Origin of the sequence: Paraglaciecola polaris LMG 21857, assembly GCF_000315055.1 — a bacterium.
Classification (GTDB): Bacteria; Pseudomonadota; Gammaproteobacteria; order Enterobacterales; family Alteromonadaceae; genus Paraglaciecola; species Paraglaciecola polaris.
Map to the genome: position 1 here is coordinate 1 of NZ_BAER01000093.1, position 19,756 is coordinate 19,756.

22 protein-coding genes are annotated in these 19,756 nt (G+C 45.2%); 20 read left to right on the plus strand and 2 right to left on the minus strand.

All coding sequences use genetic code 11. From position 1 onward, the window contains the following. Positions 1–19: 19 nt before the first annotated feature. A complete protein-coding gene (locus tag GPLA_RS15365) occupies positions 20–1,171 on the minus strand; it encodes an amine dehydrogenase large subunit (protein WP_007105862.1) in 1,152 nt (383 codons plus the stop codon). Positions 1,172–1,431: 260 nt separating this feature from the next. On the opposite strand from GPLA_RS15365, the gene GPLA_RS15370 reads away from it, so the two are divergent. Next, entirely contained in the window at positions 1,432–2,082 is a 651-nt protein-coding gene (locus tag GPLA_RS15370; RefSeq protein WP_007105863.1) for a TetR/AcrR family transcriptional regulator, read from the plus strand. A gap of 20 nt (positions 2,083–2,102) precedes the next feature. On the opposite strand, the gene GPLA_RS15375 is transcribed toward GPLA_RS15370, so the two are convergent. Then, on the minus strand, positions 2,103–2,531 hold the full coding sequence (locus GPLA_RS15375) for an Lrp/AsnC family transcriptional regulator (protein ID WP_040515028.1): 429 nt from the start codon (positions 2,529–2,531) through the stop codon (positions 2,103–2,105). A 155-nt stretch (positions 2,532–2,686) separates the two neighbouring features. On the opposite strand from GPLA_RS15375, the gene GPLA_RS15380 reads away from it, so the two are divergent. From GPLA_RS15380 to GPLA_RS15470, 19 genes are all read left to right on the plus strand, one after another. Next, entirely contained in the window at positions 2,687–3,892 is a 1,206-nt protein-coding gene (locus tag GPLA_RS15380) for an aspartate aminotransferase family protein (protein WP_007105865.1), read from the plus strand. A gap of 5 nt (positions 3,893–3,897) precedes the next feature. Next, positions 3,898–4,941 carry an arginine N-succinyltransferase gene (astA, locus tag GPLA_RS15385; RefSeq protein ID WP_007105866.1) on the plus strand — a complete coding sequence of 348 codons (1,044 nt, stop codon included), beginning with the start codon at positions 3,898–3,900 and terminating at the stop codon, positions 4,939–4,941. Positions 4,942–5,000: 59 nt separating this feature from the next. Beyond that, complete coding sequence (locus tag GPLA_RS15390) at positions 5,001–5,807, plus strand: DUF1338 domain-containing protein (RefSeq protein WP_007105867.1); 807 nt, start codon at positions 5,001–5,003, stop codon at positions 5,805–5,807. Between the two features lie 251 nt (positions 5,808–6,058). Next, positions 6,059–6,991: a hypothetical protein gene (locus GPLA_RS15395; RefSeq protein ID WP_007105868.1), complete on the plus strand. Its 933-nt coding sequence runs from the start codon at positions 6,059–6,061 to the stop codon at positions 6,989–6,991. Continuing rightward, complete coding sequence (locus GPLA_RS15400) at positions 6,988–7,599, plus strand: PilN domain-containing protein (RefSeq protein WP_007105869.1); 612 nt, start codon at positions 6,988–6,990, stop codon at positions 7,597–7,599. The genes GPLA_RS15395 and GPLA_RS15400 overlap by 4 nt, the downstream gene beginning before the upstream one ends. Then, complete coding sequence (gene gspM, locus GPLA_RS15405) at positions 7,596–8,282, plus strand: type II secretion system protein GspM (RefSeq protein WP_007105870.1); 687 nt, start codon at positions 7,596–7,598, stop codon at positions 8,280–8,282. The genes GPLA_RS15400 and gspM overlap by 4 nt, the downstream gene beginning before the upstream one ends. A gap of 1 nt (position 8,283) precedes the next feature. Further along, on the plus strand, positions 8,284–8,634 hold the full coding sequence (locus tag GPLA_RS15410; RefSeq protein ID WP_007105871.1) for a hypothetical protein: 351 nt from the start codon (positions 8,284–8,286) through the stop codon (positions 8,632–8,634). Next, complete coding sequence (mshL, locus tag GPLA_RS15415; RefSeq protein ID WP_007105872.1) at positions 8,624–10,276, plus strand: pilus (MSHA type) biogenesis protein MshL; 1,653 nt, start codon at positions 8,624–8,626, stop codon at positions 10,274–10,276. Before GPLA_RS15410 ends, mshL begins: the two co-directional genes overlap by 11 nt. 4 nt (positions 10,277–10,280) lie before the next feature. Next, the gene (locus tag GPLA_RS15420; RefSeq protein ID WP_007105873.1) at positions 10,281–11,189 is read left to right on the plus strand and encodes an ExeA family protein; all 909 of its coding nucleotides are present in this window, start codon (positions 10,281–10,283) and stop codon (positions 11,187–11,189) included. Then, positions 11,186–12,289, plus strand: a complete 1,104-nt coding sequence (locus GPLA_RS15425) for a tetratricopeptide repeat protein (protein WP_007105874.1) — start codon at positions 11,186–11,188, stop codon at positions 12,287–12,289. The genes GPLA_RS15420 and GPLA_RS15425 overlap by 4 nt, the downstream gene beginning before the upstream one ends. Next, positions 12,286–14,172: a GspE/PulE family protein gene (locus GPLA_RS15430; RefSeq protein ID WP_007105875.1), complete on the plus strand. Its 1,887-nt coding sequence runs from the start codon at positions 12,286–12,288 to the stop codon at positions 14,170–14,172. The genes GPLA_RS15425 and GPLA_RS15430 overlap by 4 nt, the downstream gene beginning before the upstream one ends. After that, positions 14,165–15,382 (plus strand): type II secretion system F family protein, encoded by a 1,218-nt coding sequence (locus GPLA_RS15435; protein ID WP_007105876.1) that lies wholly within the window; start codon positions 14,165–14,167, stop codon positions 15,380–15,382. The genes GPLA_RS15430 and GPLA_RS15435 overlap by 8 nt, the downstream gene beginning before the upstream one ends. Before the next feature lie 3 nt (positions 15,383–15,385). Beyond that, complete coding sequence (locus GPLA_RS15440) at positions 15,386–15,898, plus strand: hypothetical protein (RefSeq protein WP_007105877.1); 513 nt, start codon at positions 15,386–15,388, stop codon at positions 15,896–15,898. 18 nt (positions 15,899–15,916) lie between these two features. Further along, entirely contained in the window at positions 15,917–16,555 is a 639-nt protein-coding gene (locus GPLA_RS15445) for a type II secretion system protein (RefSeq protein ID WP_007105878.1), read from the plus strand. A gap of 103 nt (positions 16,556–16,658) precedes the next feature. Further along, the gene (locus tag GPLA_RS15450; RefSeq protein WP_007105879.1) at positions 16,659–17,213 is read left to right on the plus strand and encodes a prepilin-type N-terminal cleavage/methylation domain-containing protein; all 555 of its coding nucleotides are present in this window, start codon (positions 16,659–16,661) and stop codon (positions 17,211–17,213) included. Positions 17,214–17,299: 86 nt separating this feature from the next. Further along, positions 17,300–17,869 carry a prepilin-type N-terminal cleavage/methylation domain-containing protein gene (locus tag GPLA_RS15455; protein WP_007105880.1) on the plus strand — a complete coding sequence of 190 codons (570 nt, stop codon included), beginning with the start codon at positions 17,300–17,302 and terminating at the stop codon, positions 17,867–17,869. Continuing rightward, a complete protein-coding gene (locus GPLA_RS15460) occupies positions 17,856–18,425 on the plus strand; it encodes a type IV pilus modification PilV family protein (protein ID WP_007105881.1) in 570 nt (189 codons plus the stop codon). The genes GPLA_RS15455 and GPLA_RS15460 overlap by 14 nt, the downstream gene beginning before the upstream one ends. Next, positions 18,425–19,267 (plus strand): PilW family protein, encoded by an 843-nt coding sequence (locus GPLA_RS15465; protein WP_007105882.1) that lies wholly within the window; start codon positions 18,425–18,427, stop codon positions 19,265–19,267. The genes GPLA_RS15460 and GPLA_RS15465 overlap by 1 nt, the downstream gene beginning before the upstream one ends. Further along, the gene (locus tag GPLA_RS15470) at positions 19,257–19,697 is read left to right on the plus strand and encodes a pilus assembly PilX family protein (RefSeq protein WP_007105883.1); all 441 of its coding nucleotides are present in this window, start codon (positions 19,257–19,259) and stop codon (positions 19,695–19,697) included. Before GPLA_RS15465 ends, GPLA_RS15470 begins: the two co-directional genes overlap by 11 nt. Positions 19,698–19,756: the final 59 nt, after the last annotated feature.

A 19,756-nucleotide genomic window follows, 5' to 3' on the forward strand; every position in this document is an offset into this window, starting at 1 on the left:
AGGTTGATTAACATGGGCTTTACTCCACTGCCGTTAGCGTGAAGGGATTGGCATTCGTGCCGCCGATGGAAAGCGTGCGCAGCAAATCAGCACTTTTTGGCTCGTATACGTCAATCATCATGTCAGCGTTGGTGACCGCCAGAAGGGGTTTTTCACTTTTGGTTACCTCAAGTGATATGCCGTGCGTTTCAAGGGGGATTTCTTGGATTTTTTTATGTTGCTTGGTGTCATAGACCCAGACTTGGGTACCGCCATCTTTATGGCTGCCATTCACGCCGTCTTTGTGCATTAATATGAACACGCGCCCGTCAGGGTGACCGGAAATAATTTGCCAGCCGCCGGGCCGCCAATTTTGTTGACGTTCACTGGCAGTTAACAGATCCCACTTTTCCAGTGGCTTAGCGACTGAACCCGCTAAATCCACAGGTTGCATGTAACCATGGAAAGTGGGGAAGTAACCGACATCATTGATGCGCGCATATTTCTCAAATAAAGGGTCTTCGTCGACGTTAAAAAACGACGCCACGCGGGTTTCCTCACTGACTTTGCCTTGTTCGTCAATTTGTATGCTGAGCATTGCGCCGTCAGCACATAGGGTACTGAATCCACGTTTACCGGAAGGGTAAATCAGGCTGCAACCGGGAATGTCCACGTCGTTAAGGACGGCATGCTCAACCATGTCTATGACAGACACAGAGGTGGCTGGGGTAAAATTAAATACCAACATGTACTTGTCGTTATCAATCAGTTGGGTGGCATTTTTTTCAGATACGGTTTGCGCGCGTTTTTTATGGGGTAATTCAATTTCATCGGTGACCGATAACGTGGCGTTGTCCCATATTGAGAGTACGTCAGTACGGGTGCCTCGAGTGCCTCGAGAGTAATATGTTTCAGCGCTATAAAGCTCATTTCGCTGGGTTGACGGGATGAAAGAACCAAAAAATCCAGTACTGACCTGACCCTTGTAATTGTGACTGTTACTGGCGATATCCAGAATAATCACCTTGCCTTCTGTCATGCCCCAAAAATTCATGTCTTGCACATATAACCAGGAATCCGCATGTGCCTTTGGCAAAGTCAGCACATTCGGCACTGTGTCGTTTGGCAATTCGGCATGACCTACTGAACAGAAGAGTAGCGAGGAGAAGAGTAATATTTTTTTGCTAACCATTTTGATGATCCTAGTAATTGACATGTCAGTGGCTAAATCTAAATGATTTAGAAGTGAGCAATTAATGCACTAAATAGTACGTACGTACTAAATTAGTACATTCGTACAAATTAACCAAGGGTTTTTTACAACTTTTTTACAACGGAAGGTTTTTTGAGCGCTCATTCAAGCTTATTCAGGACTTGCTGCGGGATCTGATATAATCATGCGCAACGGAAAGGTAAGCACATTGAATGGCGCACCAGCATTAAGGCAATCAATTGAATAAAATGAGAAATATTAGAAAAGGAACCGGTGAGTCTCGTCGGGGTAAAGAGACCATTTTATTAATATTGAACTCTGCAAAAACGATATTAATTGAGCAAGGTTACAGTAAGTTATCTATGCGCAAGGTCGCAGTAGGCGCAGAAATTAGTGTGGGTAACTTACAATATTATTATCCAAGTAAGAATGATCTGCTCAAAGATTTACTCGATCACAGCATTGACGAATTTATGAATGAATTCGAACGGCTGAGAGTAGGGGTGAATAATGATCCTGAGTTGCATCTTAGGTCGATTATTAATTTTATCGTGCTCGATTTAGGTAACCCAACAACGACCACGTTTTATCCTGAGCTGTGGGCGCTAGCGAATCACGACGAATATGCCGACAAATTAATGGATCAAATTTATGCTCGGGTCCGTTTACCACTTGAAGATTGCATTACCCGTATTAACCCTAAGTTAAGTGTTGAACAGGTAAAAAAGGTCGCCTTGTTTATCTCTGCATCAATGGAAGGTATGACCATGTTTGTGGGGAACGGTAAGGTGTGGAATGACTCTATTAAGCAGATGGCAAATATCGCTATTATGAGTTTTCTGCAAATGGTCAAGAAAATCACCCCTGAAGATATTGATAAAGTGCTTTAGCACTTATACTGCACCGCTAATCAACGTTTAAATTTAGTTTCCAAAATAACCGACGAATTAGTCCGCTCGACGCCCTCAAGATTCCCGATGTTATCTAGGATTTGACTGAGCTGTTCTAGTGATTCTGCTTGAACGATGGCAATCAAGTCATACTCACCGCTAATCGCATACAGCTCGCTTACTTCACTGACTTGGCGAAGTTCGGCGTTGGTTTTCGCGGTTAATTTTTGCTTCACTTTTATTGAAACGTGTGACGACACTAAATTGTCTTGATATTCGCTGCCATACTGCACCGCATAGCCTTTTATGACACCGGACTCTTCGAGTTTGGTCATTCTATTTTGCACCGTCGAGCGGGATAAATTCAGCACCCGGGCCAAGTCCGAAATACTGGCTCGAGCATTGGAGCGCAAGATAGAAAGCAGCTGCTGTTCTTGTTTATTTATCATTTTGATACTTATTTTGGTTATATTGGCAAATTGCACTGACATTTTAACCATAATGCTACTGCAATTTTAGTCTGTTTACCCTGATAATATTGCTTTACTGACACTTTGTGTAAAGGCAAAGTAATTCATTTGCAAAACTTATCAGGAGCACCCAGATGCAAGTAACCCGAGAATTATTCGATGACGTGATGGTCCCCAATTATGCGCCTTCAGCGATCATTCCCGTGCGCGGCCAAGGTTCTCGAGTATGGGATCAAAACGATAAAGAATATATCGACTTTGCGGGTGGCATTGCGGTCAACTGTTTGGGTCATTGCCATCCTGCCTTAGTGCAGGCGTTAACGGAGCAGGGCCAAAAACTGTGGCACTTGTCGAATGTGATGACTAACGAGCCAGCCTTGCGCCTAGCTAAAAAACTCACAGACCTGACTTTTGCTGACAAAGTGTACTTTGCAAACTCAGGTGCCGAGGCAAACGAAGCGGCATTGAAATTAGCCCGCCGCTGGGCGTTAGATGTTCACGGCCAACATAAATCGCAAATCATCTCATTCAGTAAGAGTTTTCACGGCCGCACATTTTTTACTGTCACTGTCGGTGGACAAGCCGCTTACAGCGATGGCTTCGGCCCTAAACCAGGTGATATTGCGCATGCTAATTATAATGATTTAGCCAGCGTAGAAGCCTTGATTTCAAATAACACCTGCGCTGTGATGCTAGAGCCCTTGCAGGGTGAAGGCGGGATAATTTCCCCTGACCCTGATTTTATCAAAGGTGTACGTGCGCTTTGCGACAAGCACAATGCGTTAATGATTTTTGATGAAGTGCAAACCGGAGTCGGCAGAACTGGCGCTATGTATGCCTACCAAGATTTAGGTGTAACACCAGATATTCTGACCTCTGCTAAAGCACTCGGTGGTGGTTTCCCCATCGGTGCCATGTTAACCACCACTGAAATTGCGAAACATCTTAAAGTGGGTACCCATGGTTCTACTTATGGCGGCAACCCATTGGCGTGTGCAGTTGCTGAAGCGGTAATAGATGTTGTTAGCCACAACGACGTACTTGCTGGGGTGATGGAGCGTGAGCAATTGCTCCGTGACGGTTTGGTACGTATCAATGAAAAATATAATGTCTTTGCTGAAATTCGAGGCAAAGGCTTGTTGCTGGGTGCTGCATTGAATGACACGTATAAAGGCCAAGCAAAGGCCATCTTAACCGCTGCCGCTGAACACGGTTTGATGTGCCTGATTGCAGGCGCTGATGTGGTGCGCTTTACCCCTTCACTGGTGATCCCCATTGCCGATATTGAGCAAGGTTTAGCGCGTTTTGAGCAAGCTGTAGCGCAAGTGGTTAAGGGCTAGGTAACATGTTGGTAATTCGCCCGATTTGTGCTGATGATTTTACTGCGTTGAAGCAGATTGCACTGGAATCTGGCCATGGTTTTACGTCGTTGCCTGATAACGATGAGTTGCTACTGAGTAAAATAGCACGAGCTGAAAAAAGTTTTGCTCAGGCGGTGACGTCAGCGGGTCAGCAGAGCTATCTTTTTGTACTGGAAGATACGCAAAGCAAAGACATTATTGGGGTGACAGGCATCGAAGCTGCGGTGGGACTCAGCGCACCATTTTACCATTATCATATCGCGAGCCATGTGCATTACTCGCCTCGTTTAGGGGTCAAAAAAGTCGTTGAAACGCTTAACTTATGTAATGACTACACCGGGGCATCAGAAGTATGCACCTTGTTCGTCAGGGAAAAATACCGTCGTGGTTTTGCTGGGCAATTATTGTCCCGGGTGCGGTATCTTTTCATGGCTAACCATCCAGAGCGATTCGCTGATTTGGTGATTGCCGAAATGCGCGGGGTATCCGATGAAAATGGACATTCGCCATTTTGGGCTTGGTTAGAATCACACTTTTTTGGGATTGATTTCCCCACCGCTGACTATTTAGTTGGCATAGGCGACAAATCGTTTATTGCGGAGTTGATGCCAAAACATCCAGTGTACGTAGCATTATTGAGCCCAGAGGCCCAGAGCGTAATAGGCCAAGTACATGAAAAAACCGCCCCAGCTTTACGTTTACTGCACAAAGAAGGATTTTTCCACCATGGATACGTGGACTTGTTTGATGCAGGCCCTACGGTGGAGGTTGCATTAAAAAATATACGCACTGTGCGGCAAAGCGCGCTGGCGACAGTGGTTATCAGCGACACGATAAAGCCATCATTATGTGCTGAGTTCAAGGAGCAAAATTATATGTTGTGCAATACTGACGTGGGTCAATTTCGCGCCACGATAACGCCCGTTGTGCAATATAAACCAGCAACAAACGAATTATATATACCAGCAGATATGGCTGATGCACTGGGGTTATTCAGTGGTGGCGATGTTCGCTTCATAGCAGTGTAAAACACAAGGGCGAGCCTTGTATTTGAACTACATTATATTGAAAGAAAAGGTTTTTATTTATGCATACTAACGTAAATACTCTGTTTGAAAAATTATGGGAAAACTACTTGGCTGTTACGCCTTCCGCGGTCACTGTACACGAGTTGTTTGGCCAAACCCAAGGCCAAGAAGTGATCAATGATCACATCGCACTGCGCACGTTTAACTTGCCAAAAATAGGTTTAAACGACTTGGCGGGTCATTTTGAAGCGCTGGGTTATGAAGCTTGTGGTGAATATCACTTTGTAGCGAAAAAGCTCTATGCTAAACACTTCGAGCATCCGCAGTATCCTGATTTGCCAAAAGTATTTATCTCAGAATTGCTGCTTGAGCAATGCAGTGAGTCATTGCAGAAAACGATTCGAGGTTTAGTTGCAAACATGGATACAGACGCAGTGACCCAGGACAACTTCTTGTATTCAGGTCGCCACTGGGATATCGATTACCCTACTTATCAACAACTATTGCAAGAGTCTGAATTTGCGGCCTGGGTTGCTGCTTGGGGTTATCGTGCTAATCATTTTACGGTGAGCAATAATCATTTAAGTGAGTTCGATTCAATTGAGCAGATCAATCAAGCTGTGAAAGACGCAGGTTTGTCATTGAATACCTCAGGTGGTGAAATAAAAGGTTCAGTGGACGTCATGTTAGAGCAATCTTCGACCTTGGCTGATAAACATCCTCTTGCCTTTAGCGACGGTGAACGGGCTATTCCCAGCTGTTTCTATGAGTTTGCTAAGCGCTACCCTAAAGCGGATGGCGCCTTGTTTACTGGTTTTGTGGCTGAATCAGCGGATAAAATATTCGAAAGCACCAACGCTCGGTAATCGACTTGGGTTTTTTTATTACCGTATATAGGGCCGTTGAGGCCCTTTTTTTTAGCCGATTGTCTAATTGTTTATGATTCGCAATGTCGTTATTGTCTCCTATACTGAAGCAAATTCAGACGTCTAAAACGTCAAGTTAACTTATTGGTATCGCTAATAAATCGTGATTAATTCAGGGGTTTATATTGCTGGTGCTTTAATCTAAAGTTTGCTGTAATGGCAAGGTAATGTAACAAGATATGAATTAAAAAATGCGAATTAGCTGGCGCGACTTTATTAAGCAGTATTTTAGTAAGCCATCAAAATTTCATTCCATTGGAATTGAGCTAGGTGATACTGAATTGCACCTCAATGTTATCCAGAAAAACGCGGGTTCATTTCAATGGGTCAAGCAACACAGCATGCCTATGCAGGACTGGGGTAAGCATTTAAACGTCTATGTTGAGCGGAACAAATTGGCTCGCACACCTTGCCATATCGTATTGGGTTTGAACAAATACCAGCTTTTTCAGATCGACAAACCTGATGTTGAAGAGCAAGAAGTCGCCCAAGCGTTAAAATGGCAGGTGAAAGAACAACTAACCAGTTCTGATGAGCATATATTTGATTATTATGACCATCCGGGTGTGATTGGTGGTAAAGAGAAAGTCAATGTGGTTGCCATCAGTCGGTCTCAGGTTATCAGTATTATCAAAGGCATTACTCAAGCCGAGTTAAAACTCAGTACCATTAGCATTGAAGAACTGGCCACCAGTGAGCTACTACCCAAAAGTGACGATGCAATTTTGACGCTATTTCAAGAGAAAGGCGGGCAAATTAATTTGAATATCGTCAAGCAGGGAAAGTTGTTTTTCTCCCGTCGTTTAAAAGGTTATGAAAACCTTGCGAGTTTTTCATTAGCAGAATTTCAGATGGGCATGGGCGATACCTTGAGTGTGGAAATTCAACGCTCCATGGATTATTTCGAAAGTCAGCTACGCCAAGCACCCGTGCGCAGCATAGTGGTGCATCTCAACTCCCCAATACAAGAGCAACTGGCAGACTTAATTAAAGAGTTAACTTTTATGCCGGTGAGCGTAATGGATTTGCCCCTGACTCCGCCAGAAAATCTACAAAATATTAGTTTGGCGAGCCTAGGTGCAGCTTTAGCAGATGTGGAACTGAAGAATGAGGCTGCTCAATGAAGTCTCGTATTAACCTCTATTTACCTGAATTACAGCCCAAGCTAGAAGTACTGACGTTATCCTTTGTATTGGCTATTTGGTTGCTTACATTGACCATCTTTGGTGTTACTTACTATGTGAACGATAGCCATAATCAGCAGGTGCAACAGGAATTAACCTTGCTGCAAGTACAAAAGTCACAGCTGGAAGATAAACTCATAGTGCTCAATGAATCCCTCACTAATCGCACGAAAGATCCAAAGCTGCTTGCCGCGATTGAGAACAAGCAACTTGATGTTGGCTTGAAGCAACGTGTTATAGCTGAGTTATCTGGCCAGGAGCAGTTTAAATCGAATGGTTTCGCCGGCCTGATGAAAGGGTTAGCCCAGCATCACCAAGATGGATTATGGTTAACGCGTATTCACCTCAACGAGCAACAAGTCATGCTTGAGGGCGGTGCTATTGACTCATCACTTATTCCGAAATGGGTGAGTAGCTTGAGCTTGACTGATCGCTTCAAAGGACAGGAGTTTTCTACCACCAGACTGTATCGTGATAAAGACCAGCAGCTACAGTTTACGTTGGATACCAAGAGCACAATTGAACCACAAGGAAACCCACAGCCATGAGCAAAGGGCTAAAGGAGAGATACAATACGCTTTTTGTGCAGTTTCTTAAAATCACCCAACGTGAAAAATTGCTGATCCTCTTCAGTGGCGTGGTGGTGATTATTATGTTGGCTTACCTGCTTTACATTGAACCCATGAGTGAGAAAATAACCCGCGACGAGCAAAATATTTCAGCTCAGAAAAATCAGATCCGCAGCATCCAAGCCCAATTAGAAGTCAGTGAATACGCGTTGCGTAACGATCCCAATCAACAATTGGCAGCATCTTTAGCAAAGCTAACTCAACGAAGCCAAGATTTAGACATGCATCTGCAGCAAGAGACGGTCAATTTGGTACCGCCTACGCAAATGCCTATGTTGTTAGAGAAGGTACTGGCCGATAGCCAAGGGGTAACCTTGGTGAGTATGCAATCCATTCCGCCTACCCCTGTGTTAAGCCCTGGCGCTAAAGGGACTGAAAGCGAGGCTGATGTAGAAAATGATATTAATTTATATCGACATGGGCTGATGCTATCTGTGCAAGGTAGCTATTTCGATATTCAAAACTATCTGGCTAAAATTGAAGGTTTGAAATGGCAGTTTTACTGGAAGCGCTTTAACTATGTGGTAGCGGATTATCCAAATGCATTGGTTGAGGTTGAACTCTATACCCTAAGCACCAGCAAAGCGTTTATAGGCGTGTAATATGAAACTGAATATTGTGGTCACGTTGGCACCTATGCTAACTGCGCTGTTATTAAGCTCTGTGGTCATAGCACAGAGCTTGGTCGATCCGACCCGCCCTTTTAATAATAACTCGAGTGCTTCAGCTAAGGCAGAACAGGTCGATACCCTAGTGCTGAACGCAATCTTTATTAACGGCGTAAATAGACACGCTATTATCAATGGTGTGACGGTGAAAGAAGGGCAGGACGTGGCAGGAAAAACACTCATATCAATCAGCAAAAATCGAGTTGTATTGCGCGGCGCCAAAGGCCCGCAAGAACTTTTTGTCAACCACTCTCAATTTATAAAAGATGCACATGATGGATTTTAAGCGTATTACTTTAGCCAGTCTTTTGCTGGTGTTGGTCGCCTGTCAGTCGAAACATGATACTCAGCATTATGAAAAGTCCTTGGATGATGCTATTGCCGATACGAAGCAGCCGGTTAGCCCCAAAAAACTAGGTGTACCGGCGCTACCTGATGCGGTTCATCAAACCTTGATGCCAAAATCTGAGCAGGCCGATAAAGCCCTTTTTGGTGAGCCAAAATACGATATTAATGCCCAGCAGATCGATGCCGTTAGCTTTTTCGCCGGGATCGTAGAAGACACGCCTTTTAGTGTAGCGATTCACCCTTCGGTTTCAGGCATGATTACCTTGAACTTAAAGCAAGTCACACTGGAGCAAATCTTTGACATAGTGACTGAAATTTACGGTTACGATGTACAGCGTAGACAGAACATTTACCGCATTTATCCATCGGGTATGCGCACGGAGACCTTCGCGGTTAACTATTTATTGATGAAGCGTGATGGCGCTACTCAAACGAGTATTACCTCTGGTGGTGTTTCTCAGTCTCAGGGTAGCAGCAGCCAAAGTAACGCGCAAAACAATTTCAGCGGTAATTCGTCATCAAGCGGTGGTAATTCCAATAGCTTGAATTCTGGTAGCAATGGTAATGGCACCAGTATTTCAACCAGTACCGAAACCGATTTTTGGAAAGATCTATTGGCTTCGTTACAAGTCATGGTAGGTGCTGAGGACGGACGCAGCGTGATGGTTATGCCCCAAGCCGGGCTGGTTACTGTCAGAGCTATGCCGAATGAAATTCGCTCTGTGAAAGAGTTTTTGGCTATTTCAGAGGAGCATGTACAGCGTCAGGTGATCTTAGAAGCGCGTATTCTTGAGGTGTCGTTAAGCGACGGTTATCAACAGGGTATTAATTGGACTGAAGTGCTGGCAAACAGTGGCAGTACCGATTTTCAATTTTCGTCCACAGCGGGCAACTTAGGTGATGCAATCTCGGCATCACTGGGCGGTATCACTAGCTTGTCTTTTATTAATAAAGATTTTAGTGGTGTCCTTAATTTGCTGCAAACTCAGGGTAATGTGCAAGTGTTGTCTAGCCCTAGGGTAACGGCAATAAACAACCAAAAAGCGGTGATTAAAGTAGGTGATGATGAATATTTTGTCACCGACGTATCAAGTCAAAGCACAGTGACCGCCGCGACCAGTTCGACCACACCCAACATTGAACTCACGCCGTTTTTCTCGGGTATCGCCCTTGATGTGACACCACAAATAGATGCCCAAGGTGGTGTGTTATTGCATGTTCACCCTTCAGTGATTGAAACTGAAGAGCAAGAAAAAGTAGTAACCTTAAATGAAGAACAGTTTGTATTGCCCCTAGCCGCGAGCAATATTCGTGAATCTGACACCATCATTCATGCTCGCTCCGGTGAAATCGTGGTGATTGGCGGCTTAATGCAATCAATCATCTCTGAAACGGAATCTAAAACTCCTTTATTGGGTGATATCCCCTTTTTGGGCAATTTATTCAAAAATCGCCAGGAAACGGAAACCAAAAAAGAATTGGTTATTTTGCTAAGACCAACCGTGGTTGGAGCTGATACTTGGCGCCAGCAATTGATCCGCAGCCGTAATCAAATGGCTGACTGGCTACACGTGGAATAACGCAATGTATTTATACCACTACGGTATAAAGGAGCTGCCTTTTACCCTTACCCCGAATACTAGCTACTTCTTTGGCTTGCCTAGCCATAAAGAAGCTATAGCTGTATTGCTGACTGCTATTAAAACTGGCGAGGGGTTTATAAAGGTCACAGGTGAGGTCGGTACGGGTAAAACCCTGATCTGCCGAAAGCTGCTCAATGAATTACCCGCACCTTTTGTCGCGGCTTATATTCCCAACCCGTACTTAACGCCGAGTGAGTTGCGTCGTTCCGTCGCCGCCGAGCTTAACGTGACGTTAAGCAGCAATGCCGATCAGCAAGAATTTACCCAGCGCATTCAGCAGCGCCTCATTGAAATTAATCAGCAGAATCGTGGTGTGGTGTTGATCATCGATGAAGCCCAAGCCTTACCCGTCGAAAGTATTGAAGCACTGCGCCTGATCACGAATTTAGAGACTGAATCTCGCAAGCTATTGCAAGTCGTGCTGTTTGGTCAACCAGAGTTAGACGATAAACTCGCATTACCTGAACTTCGTCAGCTTAAACAACGGGTTACTTTCTCTTATGCCCTGAAGTTAATGAACGCAGATCAGCTATTTCAATACGTGCGTCATCGCATGTCCGTTGCTGGGTATCGTGGCGGCGATATTTTTTCTCGTCGTGGGTGTAAATTATTATTTAAGGCCAGTAAAGGCACCCCACGCATAGTCAATGTGTTATGTCACAAAGCGTTGATGTTGGCTTACGGCGAGGGCAAGCAACAAGTGGAAATAAATCATATTAAATTGGCCATTAAGGATACTGAAGCGGCATATAAAAGCCAGATCAGTGCTCGACGAATTTTCTTTAGCCTAATTGTGGTAAGTGCAGTGTTATTGTCTGCCTATCTTGCATATCAGAGGTTTGCACTATGAGTGTGGTGAACAAAATGCTGCAAGATCTTGAAGCCAGGCAAGATTCGCCAGAGGTGGGAAGCGCTGATTATCAGCCGCCAAAGCGTAATATGACAAAACTGCTCTGGTTAGCTGTGCTTTTGGTTATTGTTTTATTCGTCGCTGGTGGTGGTTATTATTGGTCTGTTGTGGTCGCCAGTCGCACAAATCAAAGTGGCTCACAACAGATGGAAAGTGGTGCCTTAGGCGATATAGCGGCTCCTGAATCAACGACAGCAAATCAGCCTGAATTGGCTGACGCAGTCGAGCAAAAAATGCGCTGGATTGAAGCGCCAAACACTGAATTAAAAAATGCCGCAAACGGACGGGAAATAGCCACTGCCCAGAGCGATACAGAGGTCACGATTGCGGTGGATGTTGCGCCATTAAGCTCAGGAACTTCAATCGCCACGGCTGAAGTGACACACGCTGGCACAAGCAATATGCCTACAGCGGATAACGGCACTCTAGCTAAGGCGACTTTCAGTAAGCAGACAAATCGCACCGATAATATCCAGGCGGGCTTAAAGCAAAGCATTAATCAAGCACTAAGGGAGGGAAAAACCTTAACGGCCATAGATGGTTTGCAAAAATTGCTCAGTAGCGAACCGGAAAACCTACGGGTTCGCAAAAAACTAGCCGCATTATTATTTGCCGAAAACCGCATGGCAGAAGCACAAGCATTGCTCACGGAAGGCCTAACCGACGCCCCTCAACAACACGACTTACGTTTGATGTTAGCGCGCTTATTTACCCAACAAAACAGCCCCGAAAAAGCCCTGTCATTATTGTTAGAGGTCTCGCCCTCATTGACACTGCACAGTGATATTTATGCCTATCGTGGTGCATTAGCACAGCGCACAGCAAGTTACGCACAGGCGCAACAGGATTATCAAAAGTTGGTCAATGCCGAGCCCGAAAAGGCGAAATGGTGGTTAGGATTAGGCATTGCCCAAGAAAGCCTAGGACAGAACAGTCAAGCGTTAGCGAGCTACCACAAAGCGGATAACGAACAGCAGTTGTCACCTGAAGTGATTACCTTTGTACGTCAAAGGTTGAATGATTTAGTTGGGATAGAATGAAGCCAAAAACAAAAATTCGCTTAGGAGACCTGCTCGTTCAAGAAGGGATCATAAGCGAAGAACAGCTTATGCAAACCTTGTCGGCGCAAAAACAAAGCGGCCGCAAGCTTGGTCATATGTTGATTGAGCTAGGATTTGTATCAGAAAACCAATTGCTTACCTTTCTCTCACAGCATTTAGGTGTCCCTCTGATTGATATCAGCCAATACCAAGTGTCGGTAGAGGCGGTATTATTATTACCTGAAGTGCAAGCGCGGCGCTACCGTGCCTTGGTGCTTGAAGATAAAGGTGACCATCTACTGGTGGCTATGAGCGATCCTGCTGATTTGGCTGCTCTTGATATTTTATCTGGGGTGCTGCCTAAGCGGGTTAAAGTCGCAGTGGTTAGTGATGCCCAGTTATTTCAGGCTTATGACCGTTTCTATCGACGCACCGAAGATATTGCGTCGTTTGCTCAAGAACTGGCAGAAGAATACCAAGATGATGAGGAATTCGATTTCGACACAGGTGTCGACAACGAGCAAGACACTGCCGTCGCACGTTTATTGCAATCGATTTTTGAAGACGCCTTGCAAACCAAAGCATCAGACATCCATATTGAGCCAGACAATGACATGCTGCGCATTCGTTTGCGGGTAGATGGGGTGTTGCAAGAAAACATCATCAAAGAAAAGAATATTGCCTCTGCCTTGGTGTTACGTTTAAAACTGATGTCTGGTTTGGATATTTCTGAGAAACGTCTGCCGCAGGATGGACGCACCAATATGCGTATCAAAGGTCACTCCATCGATGTACGGGTATCCACCATGCCGGTGCAAAATGGTGAATCTGTGGTTATGCGTTTACTTGATCAGTCAGCAGGTGTGCTGTCACTTGATCAAACCGGTATGCCTGGGCCGCTTCTTAAACGTTTTCGAGTCTTACTTAAGCGCCCCCACGGCATGATTTTAGTCACAGGGCCAACTGGGTCAGGTAAAACGACTACCTTGTACGGTGCCTTGAGTGAGCTAAATCAGCCATCAACCAAAATTATTACCGTGGAGGATCCGGTGGAATACCGTTTACCACGGATCAATCAGGTGCAAACTAATAATAAAATTGGCTTAAATTTTTCTAGCATACTGCGTACTACCTTACGTCAAGATCCCGATATCATCATGGTCGGCGAGATGCGCGACCAAGAAACGGCGGAGATAGGCCTGCGGGGCGCATTAACCGGTCACCTCGTTCTATCTACCTTGCATACCAATGATGCTGCCAGCAGCGCGGTGCGTTTATTGGATATGGGGGCGCCAGGTTATTTGGTGGCCAGTTCATTACGCGCCGTTATTGCCCAGCGCTTGGTGCGCAAGGTCTGTGAAAGTTGCAGTGAAACTTATACGCCGACACCAGAAGAAACCCTTTGGTTAAAGAATATCGATCCGCAAATATCCAATGTTACCTTTAGACGCGGACGAGGGTGCCAGACGTGCAACAACACAGGATACCGCGGTCGAGTGGGGGTTTTTGAATTATTAGAAATGACAGAAAGCATGATGAATGCCTTGAAACTAAATGATTCCATTCGGTTTGGTCAAGCGGCTCAGTTGAGTCCTGGTTTTGTGCCATTAGCAAAAGTGGCATTAACCTATGCCAAAATGGGTATTACCACAGTAGACGAAGTGTTGAAGTTGATCGAGATGGTCGCCGATGAGCGTAGCGAAGCGCCTGATATCGAGCAAGAAGAATTGTTCGAACAAGCACAAGAAGGTGCTGACAGCATACAAACTCCTGAGCCGGCAGAGTTACCGGTCACAGAGCAAGCTCAACCCACCTCTTCCAGCGATAGCTTTTCCTTTGAACTAGAGCCACGGGATGATAATCCGGGCGGTGGTCATGGCTAATTTTACCTATACCGCGAGAAACGCCAGTGGTGAGCTTACGTCGGGTAGTTTAGAAGCGACGGATGCTTCCAGCGTGGCACAAATATTATTAGGGCGAAAATTCACCCCCATTGATATTAAAGAAGCTAAGGTGAGTGCCGGCAAATCTTTGAATGTTTCGTTTTTTACACCCAACATTCAACTTGAAGATTTAGTGATTTTTTCCCGTCAGATGTTTTCCTTAACCAAATCGGGTATTCCGATTATTCGCTCCGTTAAAGGGTTAGCGGAAACATCTAACAGCGAACGTATGACAATGATCCTAAACGATGTATGCGACCAATTGGAGCGCGGGCGAACTTTGTCTTCAGCCATGCACCGGCATAATAAAGTCTTTGGTCAGTTGTTTGTCAGCATTGTACACGTGGGCGAGAACACGGGTCGGCTAGATGAAGCGTTTTTGCAGCTATCTGATTATATGGAGCGGGAACAAGAAACGCGTAAGCAAATTAAAGCGGCTACCCGTTACCCCACGTTTGTCATACTGGCAGTGGTGGCTGCGTTAGTGATCATGAATATCTATGTGATCCCGGTTTTCGCCAACATGTTCAGTAGTTTTGGCGCAGAGCTACCCTTAATGACGCGTATTTTATTAGCGACCTCAGACTTCTTTATTACTAAATGGCCTCATCTACTGGTCGGCATCGCGCTGGGGATATTCTTGGTGCGGCACTACATCAATACTCCCCGGGGGCGCTTTAAATGGGATAGGGCAAAGCTGCGGTTGCCCATAGTGGGCAGTATTTTTGAACGTACACTACTCAGTCGTTTTGCCCGTAGTTTTTCCATGATGCTGCGCTCAGGAGTGCCCCTTACCTCGGCGTTAAATTTAGTGGCAGACGCGGTCAGTAATGTCTTTATGGCGGATAGAATTTTGCAAATGCGCAAAAACATCGAAAAAGGTGAGAGTCTTTCCCGAGTAGCTGGTTCAAGTAAAATGTTTACCCCTTTGGTGCTGCAGATGATCAGTGTTGGGGAAGAAACGGGCCGGGTAGATGAGTTGCTCGGTGAAGCAGCAGAATTTTACGAACGGGAAGTGGACTACGATCTGAAAAGTCTGACGTCAAAAATTGAACCGATTTTAATTATGATTGTGGCTGCCATGGTACTGGTATTAGCACTGGGTATCTTTACCCCTATGTGGAATATGATGGGGGCGATACAGGGCTAAATTATGCGTAGAAATGAAGCCAGTGACGAACGTGAACGCAGTCTCTTTAGTAATTTAATCGTGGTGGTGGTATTCACCTCGCTTATTTTAGGTTTCATTGTGTATTTTAATGACAGTAGTCCGAGTGTTCGTAAGGTCGCGTTACAGAATTTAGTGCAGCAGTTTAGCAGCAGCACGCTTAATGCCCATTGGCAGTGGCAAAACGAAGGCCGCCCTAGCAGCATACTGCTTATTGAATATGACACGCAGGGCAATGAAACTGGGCGACATCCCTTGGCCATGAGTCATTTAGGCTGGCCAAGATTAGCGCCAACCAGCAAAGGTTGTGGGGTTTTGTGGCGAGATGTGCTGAATACAGAACTCGAGGTAGAAGGATTTAAAATGTATGCCGAATATTATGACGGTGTGCAATTAAGCAATAATGCTCTGGCATCCATTTGTCGATATAGATTATCAACAGGGTCTTATTTTGAGTACAAAGTGTATACGGGACAGGTTTCCAAAATCATACGTTAACCTAATGGGTAAAAAAAGATGATGAAATTAGCTAAATCGCAACGACAAACATATTCAGCGCAACGTTTTCAAGGCCAGCAAGGGTTTACCCTAATCGAATTGGTCATTGTGGTGGTTATTTTAGGTTTGTTAGCCGCTACCGCTTTGCCGCGTTTACTCGATGTGACGGAAGAAGCTGAAGATGCCACCGTCGAGGGCGTCGCGGGCGGTTTCGCTACAGGCGTTGGATTATTGCGCGCCCAGTGGGAAATCGAAGGGCGACCCAAGGAGAACTTTGCTACCAACTTAAGTTTTGTGACCATAGATGATATCCGCATTGGAGTTGATAAAGACACGGGTTACCCAACAGGCCAGCTCGATACCGACAGCAGCACCGAGGACACGCAAGTCAGTTTGCTCGACTGCGAAAGCATTTTTAATTTGATCATGCAAAGTGCGCCGACCATCTCATCTGATTGGAATCAACGACCCTTTGAAGATCACCGTTATTTCACCCGTCAAAGTGAAGGTACGGGCTCGGGTGGAAATGACCTTTGTTATTATTATTTAACCCAAACGATAAAAAACGATACCAATGAACCGGTTGACAACACGGCAGGTAATGGCTTTATATACGACCCAAGAATAGGGCAAGTAATTGTTTTTAGTAATAATTAGTCAATAATTTGACACACTACCATTTGCTAATGGCTGAGACCAAAACCAAGTGGTATAACTTTATATAGTGCAAAAATGCGATCCAGCAAATCGGAGTGACAACATGAAACACAGTAAACAACAAAGCGGTTTTACGTTAATTGAATTAATCATCGTTATCGTTATTTTAGGTATTTTGGCGGTGACTGCTGCGCCTAAGTTTCTCGATATTCAAGGTGATGCGAGAGCGTCTGTGGTGCGTGGCATGGAAGGCGCTATGCAGTCTGCGAGTGACATTATCCATGCAAAATCGCTTTTAGAAGGAAACAATGCATCGAATAATGGCGCTATCACGTTGAAAAATACACAAACTGTACAGACTGACTACGGTTATGCACGCCATGACTGGGATTTAGCATGGGATGAAATGCTAGATGCCAATATTACCGTGCTGAATGATACTGCCGCTTGTACGGTTGAGTTTTGTGTTGACGAAAGTTTTGATATCACCTCTGATTTACCTACGGGAGTCACTGTAGACGAAGGTAACACCGCTTTGGTTATTTATCCTAACGGTACTGCTAAGACCGGGGCATGTTACGCTTATTATACATATGCAGAAGGCGCAACCGCTGAAGGTTCTGTACCTGTTATTGGCAGTATCACTAGCGGCTGTTAAGTTGGTGTAATTGGACGACTGTACGTAAAAAACACTAATCTATCTGGTGTTCTGTATCAGCCAAGTCTATTTCTGGAGCAAAGTGAATGAAAACGTTGCGCGGCAAAGACATTTTAATTGTTAACGCTGTGCAACGTGGCTTCACCCTGATTGAACTAATCGTGGTGATATTGATCATTGGTATTCTCGCCGTTTCCGCTGCAAGTCGTTTTGATAGTACCGGCTATGCCGAATATAGTTACCAATCGCGCTTGCTTTCTGCTTTGCGAGCCATGCAACAGCGCGCCATGCAAGATACCCGAGATAATTACTGTTTCCAGATAAACTTTAATATCGTTAGCCCAGCATTTGGCCCTCCAACCCTTAGTTATCGCAATGATACACAGGCTGAACATACCGCGACTTGTGCAACGGCAATCAACTATTCAACACCTGAGTTCTTACGTACAAGTAGTGGCGAAATAGCTGCTGATGGCATAAGCATGATGACGTTAGATACGGGTAACGGTGTATTTAACTACATGCGTTTTGATAGTTTTGGTCGCCCGATAACGAGTGCGGGAAATTGCCAGGCTACCTGCCGTATTACCTTTCAAGGAAGCCAGTCGCCGGCCATCTGTGTGGAAAGTGAAGGGTATATTCATGAATGCTCTTAGACTGAGCAATAAGCTCAAGCCGCATAAAGGTTTCACCTTGATAGAGTTAGTCATTGGCATGCTAGTTTTTGCCATTGCCATGACATTTTTTATCAGCCTAATTGTGCCCCAAGCAACACGCAGTATCGATCCCATATTTCAGGTGCGGGCGACAGAACTAGGGCAGTCGTTGCTGAATGAAATAAGTGGTAAGTCCTTTGATGAGAACTCAAGTCGAAATACTAGTCAACGTTGCGGAGACGTATCCGCACCGACTTGCACATTACCAAGCGCGTTAGGGCCTGACGGGGAAGCCCGCGGTGCATATAACGATGTAGACGATTTCCATGAGCTCGATGAACGTGACGGTAATATTCTTAGCGCTACAGGGGGCGTGATTGGCATCAATGGGGGCAATTTATATCAGGGCTTTCGCGCTACCGTGTCAGTTTTTTATGATGCAGATTTAAACGGTGGAGATGATGGTGTCGTGGGCGTAGCAAAACTGATCACAGTTACCATAACGACCCCAAACAACGAAGACCTTGTATTTTCGACCTACAGGTATAACTACTGATGGTCACAGGTAACGATTTTCAGACGCACAAAGGCTTTACCCTGGTTGAATTGATCACTGTCATCATTGTGTTAGGTGTGGTGTCTATCGGGGTGACCAGTTTTATTCGCTCTGGGGTGCAGATATTTAATGATGTGAGCGAGCGGGATGAGCTACTCAGTCAAAGTCGTTTTGTACTCGAGCGTTTAAATCGAGAATTACGCAGTGCAGTGCCTAACAGCGCTCGTGTCGCCCAGACTAATGGTGCCCAATGTATCGAATTTGTGCCTACCATGTGGGCAACATATTACACCCGTTTACCTTTAACCCCCTCGACTATTCGCGAAGTGAATATCGTTGAACTAGGCGACCAAAATGGGCAATTTTCATTGGCCAGTGGTGATATGGCGATCGTATATCCTACCGACAGTGCTGACGTATACGATGCGGCGGAACAAAAACGCCGCACTATTCTATCCTGCACGGACAGCGAAGATGGAGACTGTGCAACCAATGATAGCTCTGAACATTTAGCCACATTAACGGTTGATGGTGCCTTTGCGGATGTATCCCCTGCATCACGATTATATATAGTGCGAAATGCAGTGAGCTACTGTGTGCGTGATGGTGGTATTTTCCGGCATCAAACATCGATTGCGCAAGATCAGACAGTGTTTGGGACGGGCGGAACGCTTATGGCCGAAAACATCATTAACAATCTATCGGTTTCTGCTCAACTCCCATTTACCATACAAAACGCCACTTTGAACCGGAATAGTCTAATTCAGATCCTGCTCGCGTTTGAGTTAAATGATGAAACCATTAATCTTAGCAGCGATATTCATGTGCCCAATGTCCCATAAACGTTATTGCGCCAAGCAACATAGTCGCTTTGATAAACAGCGCGGTAGCATGTTGGTCATTGCCTTGTTTATTCTCATCGTGTTGGCCATTTTAGGTGTAGCTATGCTGAAAATGTTGGCTGCTTCTGCGGACAGTGTCGTCAGTGAAGTGTACGGCCAGCGAGCACTAAATGCGGCCCGAAGTGGTGTTGAACGTGCGATTTCTGGTGCATTTCCCCTATCTGGTGTAAGCAGTTGCCCGGCAACTTATAATGTCACATTTACGAATACCCCTGGCCTACTTAACTGCAATTACGCCAGTGCTTGTGACGTCATATCTGTGGACGACAGTGGGGATGTGTACCAGTATTTTCGCTTTACAGCCCAAGGGAGTTGTATCGCGGGTGATACAGTGGTGAGTCGCAATGTGTCTGTGGAGGGGATTCAGTAATGGAGTACATGGGTATGAAATGCTATCCGTTAATTCAACTTAACTCGGCTAAGCTGCAA